The organism is Mesorhizobium shonense (genome assembly GCF_040545255.1).
Lineage (GTDB): Bacteria > Pseudomonadota > Alphaproteobacteria > Rhizobiales > Rhizobiaceae > Mesorhizobium > Mesorhizobium shonense.
Map to the genome: position 1 here is coordinate 1 of NZ_JBEPLM010000003.1, position 19,286 is coordinate 19,286.

The 19,286-nt window shown below is 63.4% G+C and carries 24 protein-coding genes; 9 read left to right on the plus strand and 15 right to left on the minus strand.

Annotated elements, in window-relative coordinates; all coding sequences use genetic code 11:
* Positions 1–293 precede the first annotated feature (293 nt).
* Complete coding sequence (locus ABID26_RS09315) at positions 294–470, plus strand: hypothetical protein (RefSeq protein WP_126100498.1); 177 nt, start codon at positions 294–296, stop codon at positions 468–470.
* 76 nt (positions 471–546) lie between these two features.
* Here the strand turns inward: ABID26_RS09315 and ABID26_RS09320 are convergent, their stop codons facing one another.
* From ABID26_RS09320 to ABID26_RS09370, 11 genes are all read right to left on the minus strand, one after another.
* Entirely contained in the window at positions 547–1,692 is a 1,146-nt protein-coding gene (locus ABID26_RS09320; protein WP_354415059.1) for a GGDEF domain-containing protein, read from the minus strand.
* Positions 1,693–1,803: 111 nt separating this feature from the next.
* Positions 1,804–2,058 (minus strand): hypothetical protein, encoded by a 255-nt coding sequence (locus tag ABID26_RS09325; protein WP_126100497.1) that lies wholly within the window; start codon positions 2,056–2,058, stop codon positions 1,804–1,806.
* Positions 2,059–2,412: 354 nt separating this feature from the next.
* Complete coding sequence (locus ABID26_RS09330; protein WP_354415062.1) at positions 2,413–3,219, minus strand: DUF72 domain-containing protein; 807 nt, start codon at positions 3,217–3,219, stop codon at positions 2,413–2,415.
* A gap of 27 nt (positions 3,220–3,246) precedes the next feature.
* Positions 3,247–3,705 carry a GNAT family N-acetyltransferase gene (locus tag ABID26_RS09335; protein ID WP_354415065.1) on the minus strand — a complete coding sequence of 153 codons (459 nt, stop codon included), beginning with the start codon at positions 3,703–3,705 and terminating at the stop codon, positions 3,247–3,249.
* Positions 3,702–4,112, minus strand: coding sequence for a DUF302 domain-containing protein (locus ABID26_RS09340; RefSeq protein WP_126100494.1), 411 nt, complete (start codon positions 4,110–4,112; stop codon positions 3,702–3,704). The genes ABID26_RS09335 and ABID26_RS09340 overlap by 4 nt, the downstream gene beginning before the upstream one ends.
* Entirely contained in the window at positions 4,112–7,033 is a 2,922-nt protein-coding gene (uvrA, locus tag ABID26_RS09345) for an excinuclease ABC subunit UvrA (protein WP_292299280.1), read from the minus strand. The genes ABID26_RS09340 and uvrA overlap by 1 nt, the downstream gene beginning before the upstream one ends.
* Positions 7,034–7,815: 782 nt before the next feature.
* Entirely contained in the window at positions 7,816–8,079 is a 264-nt protein-coding gene (locus ABID26_RS09350; protein WP_354415069.1) for a hypothetical protein, read from the minus strand.
* A 66-nt stretch (positions 8,080–8,145) separates the two neighbouring features.
* Positions 8,146–8,751 carry an ATP-dependent Clp protease proteolytic subunit gene (locus ABID26_RS09355; RefSeq protein ID WP_126100491.1) on the minus strand — a complete coding sequence of 202 codons (606 nt, stop codon included), beginning with the start codon at positions 8,749–8,751 and terminating at the stop codon, positions 8,146–8,148.
* A 27-nt stretch (positions 8,752–8,778) separates the two neighbouring features.
* Positions 8,779–9,249, minus strand: coding sequence for an SRPBCC family protein (locus ABID26_RS09360; RefSeq protein ID WP_354415072.1), 471 nt, complete (start codon positions 9,247–9,249; stop codon positions 8,779–8,781).
* Positions 9,246–9,560 carry an ArsR/SmtB family transcription factor gene (locus ABID26_RS09365; protein ID WP_354415074.1) on the minus strand — a complete coding sequence of 105 codons (315 nt, stop codon included), beginning with the start codon at positions 9,558–9,560 and terminating at the stop codon, positions 9,246–9,248. The genes ABID26_RS09360 and ABID26_RS09365 overlap by 4 nt, the downstream gene beginning before the upstream one ends.
* Before the next feature lie 44 nt (positions 9,561–9,604).
* Positions 9,605–9,985, minus strand: coding sequence for a cupin domain-containing protein (locus tag ABID26_RS09370; RefSeq protein WP_292338616.1), 381 nt, complete (start codon positions 9,983–9,985; stop codon positions 9,605–9,607).
* Positions 9,986–10,181: 196 nt separating this feature from the next.
* Between ABID26_RS09370 and ssb the strand changes: the two genes are divergently transcribed.
* Genes ssb through ABID26_RS09385 form a run of 3 tightly spaced genes read left to right on the plus strand, consistent with a single transcriptional unit; the run spans position 10,182 to position 11,589 of the window.
* On the plus strand, positions 10,182–10,703 hold the full coding sequence (gene ssb / locus ABID26_RS09375) for a single-stranded DNA-binding protein (RefSeq protein WP_126100488.1): 522 nt from the start codon (positions 10,182–10,184) through the stop codon (positions 10,701–10,703).
* A 31-nt stretch (positions 10,704–10,734) separates the two neighbouring features.
* Positions 10,735–11,133, plus strand: a complete 399-nt coding sequence (locus ABID26_RS09380; RefSeq protein WP_354415077.1) for a DUF2306 domain-containing protein — start codon at positions 10,735–10,737, stop codon at positions 11,131–11,133.
* Between the two features lie 30 nt (positions 11,134–11,163).
* Positions 11,164–11,589 (plus strand): OsmC family protein, encoded by a 426-nt coding sequence (locus ABID26_RS09385; protein WP_354415079.1) that lies wholly within the window; start codon positions 11,164–11,166, stop codon positions 11,587–11,589.
* Between the two features lie 41 nt (positions 11,590–11,630).
* Here the strand turns inward: ABID26_RS09385 and ABID26_RS09390 are convergent, their stop codons facing one another.
* The 3 genes from ABID26_RS09390 to ABID26_RS09400 form a co-directional block, all read right to left on the minus strand.
* Positions 11,631–12,260, minus strand: a complete 630-nt coding sequence (locus ABID26_RS09390) for a MarC family protein (RefSeq protein WP_126089097.1) — start codon at positions 12,258–12,260, stop codon at positions 11,631–11,633.
* A 92-nt stretch (positions 12,261–12,352) separates the two neighbouring features.
* Positions 12,353–12,730 (minus strand): VOC family protein, encoded by a 378-nt coding sequence (locus tag ABID26_RS09395; protein ID WP_126100485.1) that lies wholly within the window; start codon positions 12,728–12,730, stop codon positions 12,353–12,355.
* A gap of 32 nt (positions 12,731–12,762) precedes the next feature.
* Positions 12,763–13,293, minus strand: a complete 531-nt coding sequence (locus ABID26_RS09400) for a hypothetical protein (protein ID WP_126100484.1) — start codon at positions 13,291–13,293, stop codon at positions 12,763–12,765.
* Between the two features lie 86 nt (positions 13,294–13,379).
* Between ABID26_RS09400 and ABID26_RS09405 the strand changes: the two genes are divergently transcribed.
* The gene (locus ABID26_RS09405) at positions 13,380–14,240 is read left to right on the plus strand and encodes a helix-turn-helix transcriptional regulator (protein ID WP_292299291.1); all 861 of its coding nucleotides are present in this window, start codon (positions 13,380–13,382) and stop codon (positions 14,238–14,240) included.
* Between the two features lie 192 nt (positions 14,241–14,432).
* Complete coding sequence (gene gyrA, locus ABID26_RS09410) at positions 14,433–17,228, plus strand: DNA gyrase subunit A (protein ID WP_126100482.1); 2,796 nt, start codon at positions 14,433–14,435, stop codon at positions 17,226–17,228.
* Between the two features lie 50 nt (positions 17,229–17,278).
* On the opposite strand, the gene ABID26_RS09415 is transcribed toward gyrA, so the two are convergent.
* On the minus strand, positions 17,279–17,431 hold the full coding sequence (locus tag ABID26_RS09415; protein ID WP_126100481.1) for a hypothetical protein: 153 nt from the start codon (positions 17,429–17,431) through the stop codon (positions 17,279–17,281).
* A gap of 192 nt (positions 17,432–17,623) precedes the next feature.
* Between ABID26_RS09415 and coaD the strand changes: the two genes are divergently transcribed.
* The 3 genes from coaD (at position 17,624) to ABID26_RS09430 (ending at position 19,275) form a co-directional block, all read left to right on the plus strand.
* Complete coding sequence (gene coaD / locus ABID26_RS09420) at positions 17,624–18,124, plus strand: pantetheine-phosphate adenylyltransferase (protein ID WP_292299296.1); 501 nt, start codon at positions 17,624–17,626, stop codon at positions 18,122–18,124.
* Between the two features lie 110 nt (positions 18,125–18,234).
* Positions 18,235–18,732: a peptidylprolyl isomerase gene (locus ABID26_RS09425; protein WP_292367171.1), complete on the plus strand. Its 498-nt coding sequence runs from the start codon at positions 18,235–18,237 to the stop codon at positions 18,730–18,732.
* A 30-nt stretch (positions 18,733–18,762) separates the two neighbouring features.
* Positions 18,763–19,275 carry a peptidylprolyl isomerase gene (locus tag ABID26_RS09430; protein WP_126100478.1) on the plus strand — a complete coding sequence of 171 codons (513 nt, stop codon included), beginning with the start codon at positions 18,763–18,765 and terminating at the stop codon, positions 19,273–19,275.
* The last annotated feature ends 11 nt before the right edge of the window (positions 19,276–19,286 follow it).

A 19,286-nucleotide genomic window follows, 5' to 3' on the forward strand; every position in this document is an offset into this window, starting at 1 on the left:
CCTATGGTGGCCATCGCCGCCGTCATGCGAAAGATCGTCGTCACCCTAAATGCCAGGCTCCGGGACGCCATGATTCCTCAGAGTTGATGACGAAGTGATGGATGGCGCTGGCGCATAAAAGACCACATGCTAGTCTTTTCCTGGCCTTGCTGAGTCGGTCGCTTTCCGTATCAGTCGCAAAATGAAGGGGCGCGGGCGCGCCCGGCAAGTTCCACGCAAGCAAACCTGCCTAGCTTTCTCTGCAGTGATTGTCGGTCGATGCGTCCAACAAAGAACTTGCCAGGGGAAAGGCGATGGAACGTTTTGTCGAGGACTATCAGAAACGACGCCTCACCGAACGGGTCGATATCATGACGGCGATCAACATCCTTATGTCGCAAGGCTACGACGAGGACGATCTGCTCGGCGAGATAACCAAGGTCTTCTACGTCGACCTCGACACCTACAATGAAGTGATCGGACGCCATTGACGGCTTTAGCCGCTAGAGTTTGACGCAATTCCGGACGGAAAACCGTTTCACACTTTTCCTGGAATTGCTCAGAGCTTCAAGCGCAGCGGCGGAAGTCGAGCACGCGATTGCGCCCGCCGCGCTTGGCTGCGTAAAGCGCCTTGTCGGCGGCGCTGAGCACCTTGTCGAAGCTCGTGCCTTCGTTGCTACCGAAGGCGAAACCGGCGCTCACCGTGCATCTTAACCGGCCTGTCTCGGTTTCGATCGCCCGCGCGGCGAATGCCATCCTTATCCGTTCGGCCGTACTCTCGACCATCTCAGGCAAGGCGCGCTTCAGCACCAGCGCGAATTCCTCGCCGCCCATGCGGGCAGCGACATCGTTCGGGCGCAGATTGCCGGACAGTTCTTCGGCGAACACCTTGAGCACCTCGTCGCCGGCGGCGTGGCCGTACTGGTCGTTGATCGCCTTGAAGCCATCGAGGTCGAACACCACCACCGCCATGAAGGCGCCGACGGGCAGCTTGCCGTGCAGGTCGAACAAGGCGCGGCGGTTGAGCAGCCCGGTCAGCGCATCGGTCTCCGCCTCGCGCTTGTGATGGCGCGCGAGCCGCCCCTGGTTGAGCGCCAGCGACAGCGCGCCGATGCCGGTCATCGAGGCGATGACGATGACCAGGCTCAGATCCTCCGCCCAGTTGTTCGGAGCGTGGCCAAGAACCAGCTTGCCGTCCCATGCCAAAACGACTGCGCACAGCACGAAGGACGAGGCGGTCAGCGTGTAGAGCAGCGCCACGCCAACAAGCTGCGCCGGCGCCTCCGCGCGGCCTTTCCAATAGTCATGCGCCGTGCCGAACAGGAGCAGCGCGGCGAGCGAATTCTCGAGCATGAAGCCCAGCCCGTCATAGCCGAGCGCCATGGGCGGCAGCGCCAGCGCGAAGGAGATGCCGGCGCCAAGCGCGATGCGCGGCAGCGGGGAGTGGCCGGTCCGGAACTGGTAGGCGGCGCCCAGCATCACCGAGAAGCCAAGCAGCAACAGCGCCAAGGTCAGGACGCCCAGGGCTGTTCCGGGCGCTTCGATATAGGCGTCATAGACAAAGACCTCGACTACCACCACCAGCACGCTGATTGCCCATGTCAGCAGGAACTTGTCGGAACGGGCGGTCAGCCAGGTTCCGAACAGGGTCAGGCTGAGGCAGGCGGCGGAGAAGCCGACGGCCAGCAGCAATGAGTTGTAGTCGAGCAGCATGCACCGTCCTTGCCAGCGCCGGGCTTCTGCAACCTGGCGTAGGTGCATTCATGCAGCAAGGAAGTATCGATTACGTTACGACAGCGGTGAGGACGCCATAATTCCGTAACGTCAGAGAACCGCCATCGACAACAGCAGGATGATGCCGACCGCCATCATCAGCAGACCCGGCCAATTCTGCGACAGGCCTAGGAAACCGAGTCCGCGCCGCCGCGGCTCCAGTGTCGGGCCCGGTGTTGCCAGGTTCGGCGCCGGGCGATCCGGCGCTGTGGGAGCTGGGTCACTCAGTCGTCCGCGCCTCAGAGCGGCGCCTGCCATGTACACGACGCCGGCGACGGTAAGCAACGCACCGAGGATGACGGTCATCTTTCCTCGCTCCTTTCCGGCGCTGCGGGATTTGGCGAGCATTTCGCGAGGCGGCAACCTCGCCGTAGCGACCTTTTGGCGAGATAACCTTGCGCCGACCTCGCGCGGTCGGCGACTCAGGCAGAACGGTCAAGATGGCCGGCGGGTTCCGACAAGCCAACCGCCGACCAGCGTCGCGTGGTGCGCCGTGCAGAGCTCAGGCGTTGGAACAAAGAGCCGGTAGAGGTCCGCAGTTCACATCTAGAGCATGATGCCGAAAAGTGTGAAGCGGTTTTCGGGCGACATCATGCTCTATCTCTTTGATTTAGAGCCGGATTCATATTTCAGGTCGGTTCGACCTGAAATCATCCGGCTCTAGGCTGTCACCCGCTTCATCAGCGACATGGCTCCGAAAGGCGCGCGCACCTTGCCCTCGGTGATGAAGTAGACGAACACATCGCGCGGCTTGACCGGCGCGTCGGTCTTGGGATCGGCGCGCGGCAGGTCAGCCGGCTGCTTTCCTTCCGCCCAGGTCTTTGTCCGCGCCGCCCATTCATCGAGCCCCTTTGGCGTGTAGCAGTCGGGATTGTCGTCGCTGCCGGTCTGCAGCCGCGCATAGACGAAATCGCCGGTGACGTCGGCTATCGCCGGATATTTGGCGTGGTCGGCATAGACGATCGCGGCGTTGTATTTGCGCGCCAATGCCGGAAATTCCGGCACGATGAAGCTGTCATGCCTGACTTCCAGCGCATGGCGCAGCGGCACGCCATCCTGCTTTTCGGGCAGCAGCTTGAGGAACGCTTCGAAATCGTCCGCGTCGAATTTTTTCGTCGGCGCGAATTGCCACAGGATCGGCCCGAGCTTGTCGCCGAGGGCGGCAACACCGGAGCCTAGGAAGCGCATCATCGAGTCCCCGGCTTCGCCGAGCACGCGGCGGTTGGTGACGAAACGGTTGCCTTTCAGCGAATAGACGAAGCCATCGGGTGCCTCGCTTGCCCATTTGACGAAGGTTGGCTCCTTGAAGCTGGAATAGTAGGTGCCGTTGACTTCGATGCTCGGCACCTGGCGGCTTGCATAATGGAGTTGCTTCGCCTTCGACAGCTTGTCCGGATAGAAGGATGTGTCCCACGGCTCGAAGGTCCAGCCGCCCATGCCGGAGCGGATCTTTCCTTGGCTGGTCATCGTCATCCTCTCAGGTTCGAAATGCGATCAGGCGGCTTTGTCGATGGGTTTGGCCATGTCGACCACGGTCCATCCCGGCCGGTACGGATTGGGCCGTCGGCCGGTCTCGCGATAGCCATAGGCCGTATAGAGTGCGATGTTCCGCTCCATCCGCGAATTGGTGTAGAGCCGCACCTCCGGCAAACCCCACAGTCGGGCCTGTTCGTCGGCGAAGTCCAGCAGCCTGATGCCGAGCTTCCTGCCCTGGAAGGCCGGCGCGACGGCGACGCTGAAGATCATGGCGTGGTCAGGATGCCGTTCCAGCACGATCAGCCCTGCGAGTTCGGAGCCTTCTTCCAGCAGCCAGATTTCGCCGCGCTCGATGCGCGGCGCGTAGTCCTCGGTCACCGGGATCGGCGCCGCGTCGAACAGGGCCGTGTAGGGCGCATAGGCGGCCGTGGTCAGCGAAACGATGGCGGCAAGATCTTCAGAGTGGGCCAGCCTCATGATTGATTGACTCCAGCAGCGGCCGCGACGACCTTTTCCATGCCCGCCGAAATGGCCGCAACGGCATCGCGGCTGGCGTCGCCAAGCCCATGCCGTTCGGCCAGCCAATGCGCATCGTTGTAGGACAACCAGACCTTGCCTTGTGCATCCTCGCAGGCTAGCGCCTTCACCGGCAGATCGATGCCGGCAAGCTGCTCATCCTGCATCAGCGGCGTGCCGCCTTTGGGATGGCCGAAGATCAGCAGTTCGGTCGGACGCAACGGCGCACCGATTTCATGCGCGCCGGCGGCATGGTCGATCCTGGCGAAGACACGCAATCCCGCACGGGTGACGGTTTCGACCAGTCTGTCGATGGTTTCGGCCACGCCGAAACGACTTTCGACGGAGATGAGGCCGGTGTTCGCCATCACTCCGCCGCTTCGCGTTTGCCTCCGGGGCGCCGCTCCAGCAGCTCCTTCAGGAACTGGCCAGTGTAGCTGCGCTTCTCGCGCACGATCGCTTCCGGCGTGCCCGACGCGACCAGCTCGCCGCCGCCGTCGCCGCCTTCGGGGCCGAGATCGAGCACCCAATCGGCGGTTTTTATCACCTCGAGATTGTGCTCGATCACCACCACAGTGTTGCCCTGGTCGACCAGCTCGTGCAGCACTTCGAGCAGCTTGGCGACGTCGTGGAAATGCAGGCCGGTGGTCGGCTCGTCGAGGATGTAAAGCGTCTTGCCGGTCGCCTTACGCGACAGTTCCTTGGCGAGCTTGATGCGCTGCGCCTCGCCGCCCGACAGCGTCGTCGCCTGCTGGCCGATATGGATGTAGCCAAGGCCGACCTGATTCAGCGTCACCAGCTTGTCGCGCACGCCGGGTACCGCCGAGAAGAAGTCGACGCCTTCCTCGACCGTCATGTCGAGCACGTCGGCGATCGACTTGCCCTTGAACAGCACGTCCAGCGTCTCGCGGTTGTAGCGCTTGCCGTGGCAGACGTCGCAGGTGACGTAGACATCGGGCAGGAAGTGCATCTCGATCTTGATGACGCCGTCGCCCTGGCAGGCTTCGCAGCGGCCGCCCTTGACGTTGAAGGAGAAGCGGCCCGGCTGGTAGCCGCGCGCCTTGGCCTCGGGGAGGCCCGCGAACCAGTCGCGGATCGGCGTGAAGGCGCCGGTATAGGTGGCCGGGTTGGAGCGTGGCGTGCGGCCGATCGGCGACTGGTCGATGTCGATGACCTTGTCGAGGAATTCCAGGCCCTCGATGCGGTCGTGCTCGGCTGGATGCTCGCGCGAGCCCATGATGCGGCGCGAGGCCGCCTTGAACAGCGTCTCGATCAGGAAGGTCGACTTGCCGCCGCCGGAGACGCCGGTGACGCAGGTGAAGGTGCCGAGCGGGATCTCCGCCGTGACATTCTTCAAATTGTTGCCGCGCGCGCCGACGACCTTGATCCGCCGGCTCTTCTTCGCCTCGCGGCGCAGCTGCGGCGTCGCCACTTCCAGCTCGCCCGACAGATATTTGCCGGTGATCGAGGCGGGTGTGGCCATGATCTGCTGCGGCGTGCCCTGCGCGATGATCTGACCGCCGTGGATGCCGGCGGCCGGGCCGATGTCGACGACATAGTCGGCATGCAGGATGGCGTCCTCGTCATGCTCGACGACGATCACCGTGTTGCCGATGTCGCGCAGGTGCTTGAGCGTATCGAGCAGGCGCGCATTGTCGCGCTGGTGCAGGCCGATCGACGGCTCGTCGAGAACATAGAGCACGCCGGTGAGGCCGGAGCCGATCTGCGAGGCGAGCCGGATGCGCTGGCTCTCGCCGCCCGACAGCGTGCCGGAATTGCGCGACAGCGTCAGATAGTCGAGGCCGACATCGTTCAGGAAGCGCAGCCGCTCGCGGATTTCCTTCAGCACTCTGACGGCGATCTCGTTCTGCTTCTCGTTGAGTTGCGCCGGCAGGTCGGTGAACCACTGGTCGGCCTTGCGGATCGACAGCTCGGTGACCTCGCCGATGTGCTTTCCGGCGATCTTCACGGCGAGCGCTTCCGGCTTCAGCCGATAGCCGTTGCAGGCGGGGCAGGGCGTCGCCGACATGAAGCGCTCGATCTCCTCGCGCATCCAGGCCGATTCCGTTTCCTTCCAGCGCCGGTCGAGATTGGGAATGACACCCTCGAAGGTCTTGGTGGTCTTGTAGGAGCGCAGGCCGTCGTCATACTGGAAGGTGATCTCACGCTCGCCGGTGCCGTGCAGCACGGCCTGCTTCGCCTCGGCGCTCAGGTCCTTGAACTTGTCGCCGAGCTTGAAGCCATAGGTCTTGCCGAGCGCTTCCAGAGTTTGAGCGTAGTAGGGCGAGGTCGATTTCGCCCAGGGGCTGATCGCGCCGTCGCGCAGCGAGACGTTCTCGTCCGGCACCACGAGGTTGGCGTCGATGGCGCGCTGGCTGCCGAGGCCATCGCAGGTCGGGCAGGCGCCGAACGGGTTGTTGAAGGAGAACAGCCTGGGCTCGATCTCGGGGATGGTGAAGCCGGACACCGGGCAGGCGAATTTCTCCGAGAACATGATGCGCTCATGCGTCTCGTTCTTCGACTTGTTGACCGAGTCCTCGCCCGTCTGACTCGCGTCGAGCGGCCTGTCGGCGAATTCGGCCACCGCAAGTCCGTCGGCGAGCTTCAGTGCGGTTTCCATCGAGTCCGCAAGCCGGGTCGCCAGATCGCCACGCACGACGATGCGGTCGACGACGACGTCGATGTCGTGCTTGTACTTCTTGTCCAGCGCCGGCACGTCGGCGATCTCGTAGAAGACGCCGTCGACCTTGACGCGTTGGAAGCCCTTCTTCTGCAGCTCCAGCAGTTCCTTGCGGTACTCGCCCTTGCGGCCGCGCACGATGGGCGCCAGCAGATAGAGGCGCGTGCCTTCGTCCAGCGCCAGCACACGGTCGACCATCTGGCTGACCGTCTGGCTCTCGATCGGCAGGCCGGTGGCCGGCGAATAGGGGATGCCGACGCGTGCGAAGAGAAGGCGCATGTAGTCGTAGATTTCGGTGACGGTGCCGACCGTCGAACGCGGGTTGCGCGAAGTGGTCTTCTGCTCGATCGAGATGGCGGGCGACAGGCCGTCGATCTGGTCGACGTCCGGCTTCTGCATCATCTCCAGAAACTGGCGGGCATAGGCCGACAGGCTTTCGACGTAACGACGCTGGCCCTCGGCATAGATGGTGTCGAAGGCGAGCGAAGACTTGCCGGAACCCGACAGTCCAGTCATGACGATCAGGCTGTCGCGCGGCAGGTCTAGATCGACGTTCTTGAGATTGTGTTCGCGCGCCCCGCGAATGGAAAGGTATTTTTGGTCGGCCATCGCCGGTCGCCGCCTCAGGTCTGGAATTTGCTGGATTGGCGGGTTTGTCCCGGCCATCCTCTATGTAGGTAGTTTGGCCGCCGCGTCGAGAGACGCCACAATCTCGACGGAAGCGGCCAACTATGGGTTTAACCGTCTTTCGCGTGGGCGGGCAAGCGGAAAGAACAAAGGCCGAACACGCTCCTGACAAAGCGTTGTGGAAACAATCGCGAGCAGCGCTGTGGAAACAGCGGTCGCAAGCCGCCAATCGGCAGACGGTATGGACTTACCTGGACGTAACCTCCAAGCAATCACATTTTTCGGTAACCGGCTATTCAACGGTTGACGCCGCCGACTCACGGGAGCAGTGTCGGGACGTCAGCGAAGCCGGCCGTCTGTCGATGGCCTCGCCACCCCAAGGTGGCCTGCGAGACGCCGCAGGCGTTTGCGACTAGAGCTTCGTAAGACAATGGTCGCAACGGACAGAAGGAGCGGAGCATGACGCCACCGGACAGTCCCTTGAGGCTCCACGAGTTGATGGAGCCGCGGCGGGCATAAGTGCCAGGGTAGGCGCGAGCGCCAACCCGACAAACCGTGACCTGCCGATTTCGTACAATCAGAGACCATAGTCGGATCGTCGGCCGAGCGCCGCGTTGCATCCGAAACAGAACGCCGGCAGTCCACTCCCGGCTAAAGTTGGGTTTCAGATCCATGAAAGCCCCGTCCACCTGCGGAAGCAGTGGCGGGGCTTACATTTTGTGGACAGAACGGAGGCTTATTCCCGCAGCCAGTCAACTCGCCGATCAATGATTGGGAGGCCTGATGCCGCCGGTCGCCATATCGATGGTGATGCTGCCGGAAATCCTGACATCGGTATCGCCGATCTTGAACGTACCATTGCTGCCGGCGGGCTGCGCGTCGTCCGGCTCAGGCTTGGCGATCCGATAGTCGCCGCTGACGCCAGGTAGCTTCTGCGCCGAGCTGTCGTTCGCGAAGGCTGCGCCGGCCATCAGGGTGCTGGCGAGCGCGGCAGCGGCAATAGCCGGTTTCTTGAAGGAACAGATCATCCGCCGACTATAGAGGCGCGCCGGAAGCGAAGCCAGACGCGCGGCAATCAAATTGCCGCGCGTCCCTCAGGCAGCCTTCTTGCGCGTGTCGTAGACATGGTCGACGAGGCCCCAGGCCTTGGCCTCCTCGGCGGTCATGAAATAGTCGCGGTCGAGCGTGCGCTCGACCTCTTCGTAGCTCCGGCCGCAATGCCTGGCGTAGAGCTCCGTCATATGACGCTTGGTGCGCAGGATGTCCTCGGCATGGCGCTGGATGTCGGAGGCCTGGCCCTGGAAGCCGCCGAGCGGTTGGTGCAGCACGATCCTGGTGTTGGGCAGCGCGATGCGCCGGCCCGGCGAGCCAGCCATCAAGAGGAAGGAGCCCATCGAGGCCGCAAAACCCATGCAGACCGTCGACACCGGGCAGGAGATGTATTGCATCGTGTCGTAGATGGCGAAGCCGCTGGTCACCACGCCGCCCGGCGAGTTGATGTAGATCGATATCTCCTTGTCGGGATGGTCAGATTCCAGCGACAGAAGCTGCGCGCAGACCAGCGCCGACACGCCGTCATTGATCTCGCCGTTGATGAAGACGATGCGTTCGCGCAGCAGCCGCGAGAAAATGTCGAAGGCGCGTTCGCCGCGGCTCGACTGCTCGATCACCATCGGCACCAGATTGGCAAAGGCGCTCATGGCCAAGTCTCCTCGGATTGTCGTTGGTCAAGCCGCGCGCAGCATCATGCATGGCGCATTGGCGGCGGTTGGATTCTTGCGTGCATTTAGCGAGAGTCCGCAGCCTGCGCCTGCAACGGCGAGGACAGGTTGCGCCGCCGGCACGAAGCCGTCATGGACGATGCTGAGATGCGTGCCGCCGGAGGGCGTGCGCGCGAGCGTGAAGGTGACGACGCTTTCGAATGCCGGCAACCGCTCGGCATCCCCAGCACTTGGCCGCTCGCGCCAGGAATAGCGCAGCAGCCTGCCCGGCTTGGCGTCTAGCACCTCGCATTCGATCGGCGCATCCGGTCCGGCAAAGGCGAAGCGCTTGCCGGTTTCCGGCTTCATGTCGTTCGGCATCATCCAGGCGGCGAGCAGTTCCGGCTCGGTCAGCGCTCGCCAGACTTTTTCCGGCGGATCGGGAAGCTCGCATTCGAAGCTGAGCGGCGCGTCGGTCACCATCGGATATTTCGTCATTGGTCCATTTCCTTCAGAACCGTCTTCAGTTTCTCGATGCGCTCTGGCCAGAAGGCGCGGTAGCGCTCGATCCAGCCGAGCAGCGGATCGAGACCTTGCGGCTCGGCGCGGTAATAGGCGTTGCGACCGGCGCGCCGCTCCGCCACGAGGCCGGCGCCGCGCAGCACTGCGAGGTGCTGCGAGACGGCGGGCTGCGACACGCTCATGCCGGCGCGCAGGTCCGACACCGTCATCTCGCCGGCTGCCAGCCGCTCATAGACGGCGCGCCGGGTCGGATCGGCCAGCGCCCGGAAAATTTCTGTTTCGATCATGATCAAAGCATAAGCCGATACTTATTGGTTTGGCAAGCGCGGTTTTAGGATGTCCAGCGTCTCACCGGCTCAGCGGCTCCGTCGAAGCTTGCCTCGAAGATCGGCGATGCGAGCACGGCATGGATGTGAAGCGCGGCGGAGCCGACGTTGCGAAAGCCATGCCTGCGGTGCGCCGGGATGATCAGCGACTGTCCGGCGGTTAGCGCCGCCCGTCGGTCGTCGATCCACATTTCGGCTACGCCGGCAATCACCGTCAGCACTTCCTCGACCGAGTGCACATGGGTCGGCGCGCCGGTGCCCGGTTCGACCCACTGCTCAAATATGCAAAGCCCGGCCGCGCCATTGGCCGCGGCAATGTGCATACGGGTTTCTACCCCAGCCCGCCACGTTTCGCGCGGCTGATCCTCATGCGAAACAATGTTCATTCCGATTTCTCCCTTTGTTTCCTGCGCAGGAATACTACCTTTTGCTGACATTCCTTGACAGAACTGGCGGTTGCGACTAGAACGAAAAGAGAACAAAAAACCTTGTGGGAAAAGCCAGCCTTAGCGGGCATGGGCGACCCACAGGCTGTAAGGTGAGCGACTTAAAATTTGTTTCGGATGAGCGCGGAGAAGTACGATGGCGGGTAGCGTCAACAAGGTCATTCTGGTCGGCAATCTCGGGGCGGACCCTGAAATCCGCCGCCTGAATTCGGGTGATCCGGTCGTCAACATCCGCATCGCCACGTCGGAAAGCTGGCGCGACAAGAACTCGGGCGAGCGCAAGGAAAAGACCGAGTGGCACAATGTCGTCATCTTCAACGACCAGATCGCCAAGGTGGCCGAGCAGTATCTGAAGAAGGGCATGAAGGTCTATGTCGAGGGCCAGTTGCAGACGCGCAAGTGGCAGGACCAGACCGGCAACGACCGCTATACGACCGAGGTCGTGCTGCAGAAATTCCGCGGCGAACTGCAGATGCTCGACGCACGCGGCGAAGGCGGCGGCCAGGTCGGCAACTATGCCGGCGGCGGCAACAGCCGCGGCTCCGATTTCGGCCAGTCCGGCCCGAACGAAGGGTTTAGCCGCGGCGGCGGTGGCGGTTCCAGGGGCGGTGGCGGCGGTGGCTCGTCGCGCGAGCTGGATGACGAGATTCCGTTCTGAGAACCGCGTGACCGGCATTTGAGGAGAGGCGATGTCGCTCGGACCTCTGCTTTCGGCGCCGCCTCCCATCCCGTGGCATGCGTTTGCCGCCTTTGCCGCGCTGGCGATAGGCGGAGCGCAATTGGCTCTGCCGAAAGGCACGCCGCGCCACCGCATGCTGGGCTATGTCTGGGCGGGGCTGATGCTGGTCGTCGCCATCTCGAGCTTCTGGATCCGGCAGATACGCCTGATCGGGCCATTCGGCCCGATCCATATCCTGTCGATCCTGGTGATCGTCACCGCGCCGCTGGCGGTATGGTATGCGCACACCCATAAGGTGGCCGCGCATCGCGGCGCCATGATAAAGCTCTATCTGTTCGCGCTGATCGGCGCCGGCATCTTCACGCTGCTGCCAGGCCGCGTCATGCACGCCGTCGTGTACGGCCAGTAGGGCGATCATAACCTCACAAGGAAGACTACAGTGAAAGCACGCGTAAAGTGGGTCGAGGAACGCACCTTCGTCGGCGAGTCCGGCAGCGGTCACAAGGTTGTGCTGGGCACGGCGCATGGACCGGACGGCCGGACGCCGGGGCCTAGCCCGATGGAGCTGGTGCTGATCGGCACCGGCGGCTGCTCGGCCTATGACGTCGTCCACATCCTCGAGAAAGGCCGCGAGGCGGTCGAGGACTGCGTGGTCGAGCTCGACGCCGATCGGGCCGAGACCGAGCCGCGCGTCTTCACCCGCATCCACATGCATTTTATCGTCAAGGGCCGCGCGCTGTCGCGTGACAAGGTGAAACGGGCGATCGATCTGTCGGCCGAAAAATACTGCTCGGCGACCGCTATGATGGCCAAGACCGCGACCGTCACGCATGATTTTGAAGTGGTCGACACAGCGGCGCAGTAGGGCAGTAGGGCAGTAGGGCAGTAGGGCAGTAGGGGTACTGTTCAAGCGGCCATCAGCGCCCTGACGCCGTCAGCTACGAACTGGACGGCAAGCGCCGCAAGGATGACGCCGAGCAGCCTAGTCAGAATTGAGCGGCCGGTCTGGCCGAGGATGCGATCGATGCGCTCGGCCAGCACGAACACCAGATAGGTGAGGACCAAGCAGATCGCGATGATGCCGACCAGCGCGGCTTGAGCGCCAAAGCCCTCGAAATGTCCCGATAGCAGCACGGTCGCCGAAATCGCGCCGGGGCCGGCGATCAGCGGGATCGCCAGCGGGAAGGCGGCGATGTTGTGAATCATGTCCTTGGTTATGGCGACGTCGCCGATCTTTTCCTTGCGGTCCTGGCGGCGCTCGAACACCATTTCGAAGGCGATGAAGAACAGCAGGAAGCCGCCGGCGACACGGAAAGCCGGCAGCGTGATGCCGAACACCGACAGGATCGAAGCACCTGCCACGGCGAACAGCGCCATCACCAGGAAGCCTATCACCGAAGCGCGCACCGAGACCTGCTGGCGCTCCTCGCGGTTCATGCCGCGCGTGACGGCGAGGAAAAGCGGCGCCAGCCCGGGCGGGTCGATGGTCACCAGGATGGTGACGAAGGCATTGAACAGGCTGTCGAAGCTCGGCATCGCTGGTCCCCTCCCGCCGGGCGACGCCCAAGCCCTGCAATTGGTAGAGCAAAGCCGGGGCGCTGGAAACAGGCGGAGGGGAAATCAGCCGGCTATTCGGCTTTGCCGCAATAGGCCTCGAGGCGATACCCATCGGGATCGATGACGAACGCAGCATAGTAGTTGTCGCCGTAGGCGGCACGCAGGCCGGGCTGACCATTGTCCTTGCCGCCTTTGCGAAGCGCAGCCGCATGGAACGCATCGACGCTGGCGCGTGTCGGCGCGGCAACGCAGAAGTGCAGGCCGGAGCTGGTGTCGGCCGGGACCGGTCGTGCGGCCTCATTGACCCAGAGCTCAACCGCTTCAGCGCCATAGCCGAGCGAACCGGGGGACTGGCTGAGGCAAGAATAGCCGAGCGGTTGCAGCGCGGCGTCGTAGAAGCGTTTCGAGGCGTCGGTATCGCGGACGCCGATCGAGACATGGTCGAGCATTGTTTTCTCCATGGTTACAATGGGTTGATTGCTCAGGTTGGAGTTGCGCGGCGGGCCAAAAACTCAACCTCGATGCGCCAGGTCGCGCCGCCGTCATGCGAGCGTTCGCCCAGCCAGCGGAACGAGTTCTCGGTGATGCGCGAGAAGCTCCAGCGTACCGAGGAGCCTGTGCCATCGGCGCCGATCTGGACGATCGTGTCACCCTCGGCGCGGCCGAGCTGCCGGCTGTAGTATTGGTTGCGTGGATCGCTCCAGAAGATGTGCCAGGCGTCCGCGCCGGGATCGTAGACACGCAGCGTCGTGCCGTAGAAGGTCCATGGTCCGAGCGAGGGCGAGGGGCCGGCATCGCGCGCGGGCAGGATCCAGACGTCCTGGACTGCCTTGCCTTCCAGGACCCAGCCGAAATGCACCTCGCCGCGCCCCGTCAGCTTGGTGCCGTCCTCGAGAATGCGCGTGGCGTCGAATGTCCAGGCGCCGATGAAGCGCCCATAGAGGTTCAGCTTTTCGGCGAGGTCCGGATTGGGCGCATCGCGGTGCAGGGCTTCGGCAAAAGTATCGGTCATGGCTGCTGCCTCTTTTGTCAGGAGAGGGCGAGCAATAGGCGCAGGGCGGGGTTCTGCGCTTGGGAAAAATTGCTATCTTTCACTCGATGACAACGACTGCGAAAAACCTGGCGTCGGGTCGAGGCTGGCAGGTGTCCGACGTAATCTGCACCGCCGTTGCCGGCGACAGACTGTTCGAGGAAGAGCACCGCAGTTTCTGCGTCGCCGCCGTGACGAGGGGCACGTTCCGCTATCGGACGAACCAAGGCACGGCGATGCTTGCGCCCGGCGCCATCCTGCTCGGCAATCCGGGCGCCTGTTACGAATGCGGGCATGAGCATGGCGCCGGCGACCGCTGCCTCTCCTTTCATTTTACCCCGGCCTATATGGAGCGCATCGTCACCGATGTGCCTGGCGCAAAGCGGCTCGGCTTCGCCGGCCCACGCCTGCCGCCCTTGCCGGCGCTGGCGTCGTTGCTGGCGCAGGCGGAGGCCGCCCGGGAAACCGGCGACGGCGAGGCGTTCGAGGAGCTCGGACTACGCATTGCCGGCGCGGCGGTCGCGGCTACAACCGGCTCTCCCGGCATCGCACCGACACCCAGCCGCCGCGACCAGAAACGCGTCGCCGAGGCGGTGCGCCTGATCGAGCTCAACGCCGAACAGCCGCTGTCGCTGACCGAGATCGCCGACAGCGCGGCGACCAGCCCGTATCATTTCCTGCGCACGTTCCGGCGTGTCGCCGGCATGACGCCCTACCAATTCCTGTTGAGGACCAGGCTGCACCGGGCCGCGGTGCGGCTGCGCGCGTCGGACGAGGCGATCTCGGCGATTGCTTTCGATGCCGGTTTCAACGATCTGTCGACCTTCAACCGCCGGTTCAAGCGCGAGATGGGAGAGACGCCGGGAACATATCGCGCCTGCCGGTCGAGCGCGAAATCATCCGGTTCGGCGGCTGGGCGGAGCCTGTGAGGCAAAGGTCGCCCAACGGCGGGAGCTGACGGCGTCGGCCCCTGGAGGGCTTCTGGCCAAATCGTCGCAATCAGCGGTATCCATTTGAAATTGCCACCGAAATTGTCTCTGGAAAAGTGCGGCCGCCATTGGAGTTTCGGCCCGGCTTCCTATATAAGCGGTGAGTGATTCCCGACAGGATTGTGACCTGATTTGACCGACCAGAAGACACCGCGCGGGCCGGAGGGCGGCCCCACCGGCATCGAGCCGATTTCGATCATCGAGGAGATGCAGCGCTCCTACCTCGATTACGCCATGAGCGTGATCGTCAGCCGCGCGCTGCCTGACGTGCGCGACGGCCTGAAGCCCGTGCATCGCCGCATCCTCTACGCCTCGCATGAGAGCGGCTACCATTGGAACCGCAAATATGTGAAATCGGCGCGCCCGGTCGCCGACGTGATGGGTAAATACCATCCGCATGGCGACGCCTCGATCTACGACGCGCTGGTGCGCATGGCGCAGGACTGGTCGCTGCGCGTGCCGCTGATCGACGGTCAGGGTAATTTCGGCTCGATCGACGGCGATCCGCCGGCGGCGATGCGCTACACCGAGTCGCGTCTGACCAAGGTCGCGCACGAGCTGCTGGAAGACATCGACAAGGAAACCGTCGATTTCCAGGACACTTACGACGCGTCGGGCAGCGAGCCGCGCGTGCTGCCGGCCCGCTTCCCAAACCTTCTCGTCAACGGCTCGGGCGGCATCGCCGTCGGCATGGCCACCAACATTCCGCCGCACAATCTGGCCGAGGTCTGCAACGGCGCCATCGCCATCATCGACAACCCGGCCATCGACCTGCCGTCGCTGATGGAGATCGTGCCTGGTCCGGATTTCCCGACCGGCGGCATCGTGCTTGGCCGTTCCGGCATCTACAACGCCTATTCGACGGGCCGCGGCTCGATCGTCATGCGCGGCCGCGTCAATATCGAGGCGCGCGGCAACGACCGTGAATCGATCATCGTCACCGAGATTCCCTATCAGGTGAACAAGGCGGCGATGATCGAGAAGATGGCCGAGCTGGTGCGCGAGAAGCGCATCGAGGGCATCTCCGACATTCGCGACGAGAGCGATCGCCAGGGCTACCGCGTTGTCATCGAGCTGAAGCGCGAGGCGGTCGCCGACGTCATCCTCAACCAGCTTTACCGCTTCACGCCGCTGCAGACCTCGTTCGGCGCCAACATGGTGGCGCTCAACGGCGGCAAGCCGGAAGTGCTGACGCTGATCGACATGCTGAAGGCCTTCGTCGGCTTCCGCGAGGAGGTGATCAGCCGGCGCACGAAGTATCTGCTGCGCAAGGCGCGCGAGCGCGCCCATGTGCTCGTCGGTCTGGCCATTGCCGTCGCCAACATCGACGAGGTGATCAAGCTGATCCGCACCGCGCCCGATCCGCAGACGGCGCGCGAGCAGTTGATGGAGCGGCGCTGGCCGTCCCACGACGTCGCTCCGCTGATCCAGCTGATCGACGATCCGCGCCACCGCATCAACGAGGACGGAACCTACAATCTCTCCGAGGAACAGGCCCGCGCCATCCTCGATCTGCGCCTGCAGCGCCTGACCGCGCTCGGCCGCGACGAGATCGCCGACGAGCTGAACAAGATCGGCGCCGAAATCGTTGATTACCTTGATATTTTATCTTCCCGCGCGCGCATCCAGCAGATCGTCAAGGACGAGCTGATCGCCGTCCGCGACGAGTTCGGCACGCCACGCCGCACCGAGCTTGCCGAGGGCGGGGCGGACATGGAAGACGAGGACCTGATCCAGCGCGAGGACATGGTCGTCACCGTCAGCCATTCCGGCTACATCAAGCGCGTGCCCCTCTCGCTCTACCGGGCGCAGCGCCGCGGCGGCAAGGGCCGCTCCGGCATGTCGACCAAGGAAGAGGATTTCGTCACCCGGCTGTTCGTCGCCAACACGCACACGCCGGTGCTGTTCTTCTCCTCGCGCGGTATCGTCTACAAGGAAAAAGTGTGGCGGCTGCCGGTCGGCAATCCGCAGTCGCGCGGCAAGGCGCTGATCAACATGCTGCCGCTCGAGCAGGGCGAACGCATAACCACCATCATGCCGCTGCCCGAAGACGAGACGAGCTGGGGCGAACTCGACGTGATGTTCGCCACCACGCGCGGCACGGTGCGCCGCAACAAGCTGTCCGACTTCGTCCAGGTCAACCGCAACGGCAAGATCGCGATGAAGCTGGAGGAAGAGGGCGACGAGATCCTCGGCGTCGAGACCTGCACCGACAATGACGACGTGCTGCTGACCGCGAATTCCGGCCAGTGCATCCGCTTCTCGGTCGGCGACGTGCGCGTCTTCCAGAGCCGCAACTCCGTCGGCGTGCGCGGTATCGCCATGGCCGAGACCGACCGCGTGATCTCGATGTCCATCATCGAGCATGTCGACGCTTCGCCCGCCGAGCGCGCCGCCTATCTCAAGCGCGCTGCCGCCGAACGCCGGCTTGCCGTGGGTGGTGCAGCCGAGGAGGAAGAGATCGCGCTGACCAATGAGGAGATCGGCGAGGAAACCGAGCTTTCCGACAGCCGTTACGAAGAGCTCAAGGCGCATGAGCAATACGTGCTGACGGTGACCGAATTCGGCTACGGCAAGCGTTCATCGTCCTACGATTTCCGCCTGACGGGCCGCGGCGGCAAGGGCATCCGCGCCACGGATGTGTCGAAAGTGGCCGAGATCGGGCGCCTTGTCGCGACTTTCCCGGTCGGCAACGACGATCAGATCATGCTGGTTTCGGACGGCGGCACGGTCATCCGCGTGCCGGTCAATGGCATACGCTTCGCCAGCCGCGCCACCAAGGGCGTGACCATCTTCAACACGGCCGAAGGCGAGAAGGTGGTTTCGGTGGAGCGGATTTCGGAGCCGCAGTCGGACGAGGAAGCCGAAGAGGCGCCTTCGAGTGAGGCTGGCACCACAGAGGATGCGGGCGAGAGCAATCCCCAATAGGCTTTGGCTACGCCACCGGCCCTTGGGGCCGGTGCGATCATGGCTGGAAATCAGTGGCGACGGTAAGCATTGCGGGCAACGAAGCCGTCGAGCCGCTTGGTGTTGGCCTTGACGCGCACTCGCGCTGCCTCCTGATGCAGGCCGAATGCGGTTGCGATGAGCATCACGATGGTCATTGCAGTGGCAAGCATGTAGATGAGCATTTGCGTGTTCTCCTGCACTCACAACGATAAGATGGGGTTTTGGTTTCATCTCCTGAAGCGGCAACCTAGTGAACGCTGCGTGAAGTGTTCGTGATTGTCGCATTCATCCGTCGTTCACGTCCGTGAAAAGGTTCACGAGCGGGCACATCAATGGGATTTGCCTTTGTTCGAGAGGCTCGCTAGAAGCCTGCCATGACCGAACGCACCGCCCTTTACGCCGGCTCCTTCGACCCGCTGACCAACGGCCATCTCGATGTCTTGAAGGCGTCGCTGGCGGTGGCCGACACAGTCTACGCGGCAATCGGCATCCATCCCGGCAAGACGCCGCTGTTTTCCTTCGAGGAACGCGTGAAGCTGATCGAGACCGCGACCAAGGCGGAGTTCGGCCGCGACAGCGATCGCATCAAGGTCGTTGCCTTTGATGGCCTGGTTATCGACGCCGCCAGGAAGCACGGTGCCGCGATCATCATCCGCGGCCTGCGCGATGGCACCGACCTCGACTACGAGATGCAAATGGCCGGTATGAACGAGACCATGGCGCCGGAGCTGCAGACGGTTTTCCTGCCGGCCAGTCCCTCGGTGCGCACCATTACCGCCACACTTGTGCGCCAGATTGCGTCGATGGGCGGCGATATCCGGCCATTCGTGCCGGCGGCAGTTGCTGGCGCGCTCACCGCCAAATTCGCGAAGTAACCCTCCCGGAGATCCCCATGCAGCTGAAAAAGCTTGCTTCGTTCCTTGTCGTGCTTGCCGGACTTCTGGCGGCATCCTTTCCGGCCTTCGCCGCCGACAAGGAAAACACCATGATCGTCACGCTGAAGGACGGCGACGTGACGATCGCGCTGCGCCCGGACCTTGCGCCCAAGCATGTCGCGCAGATCAAGAAACTGGTGCGCGAGGGCGCCTATGACAATGTCGCCTTCCACCGCGTCATCGACGGCTTCATGGCGCAGACCGGCGACGTCAAGTTCGGCAACATGAAGAAGGGTTTCAACCCAGAGGCCGTCGGCACCGGCGGCTCCGAGCTTCCCGACCTGCCGGCCGAGTTTTCGCAGACCGAGCAGTTCACGCGCGGCGTGATCGGCATGGCCCGCTCGCAGGACCCGAATTCGGCCAACTCGCAGTTCTTCATCATGTTCGCGCCGGCACCGAACCTGGACGGCCAGTACACGATCGTCGGCAAGGTCGAAAGCGGCATGGATCTGGTCGACAAGATCAAGAAGGGCGATGAGGCGGACAACGGCACGGTCACGGACCCCGATCGCATGATCAAGGTTCGCATCGCCGCCGACGGCAAATAACTTCCTCAATTTTCAAAAGGATTTTCTGACATGGCTGAGATCAAGGACCGCGAGAACGCGCTGATCATGGAAACGACCAAGGGCCAGGTCGTCATCGAAATGTATCCCGACCTGGCGCCCGGTCACGTCGCCCGCATCAAGGAGCTGGCGCGGGAAGGCGCCTATGACGGCGTGGTCTTCCACCGCGTCATCGACGGCTTCATGGCGCAGACCGGCGACGTCAAGTTCGGCAATTCGAGCAAGCCCACCTATGCGCCTTCCCGCGCGGGCATGGGCGGCTCCGACAAGCCGGATCTCAAGGCCGAGTTCTCCAATGCCAACCATGGCCGCGGCACCTGCTCGATGGCCCGTGCGCAGAACCCGAACTCGGCGAATTCGCAATTCTTCATCTGCTTCGACGACGCCGCCTTCCTCAACCGCCAATACACGGTCTGGGGCCAGGTCATCGAAGGCATGGAGAATGTCGACAAGATCAAGCGCGGCGAACCGGTGCAGGATCCCGACAAGATCGTGTCGCTGAAGGTCGCGGCCGACGTCAAGTAAGGCAGAATGAC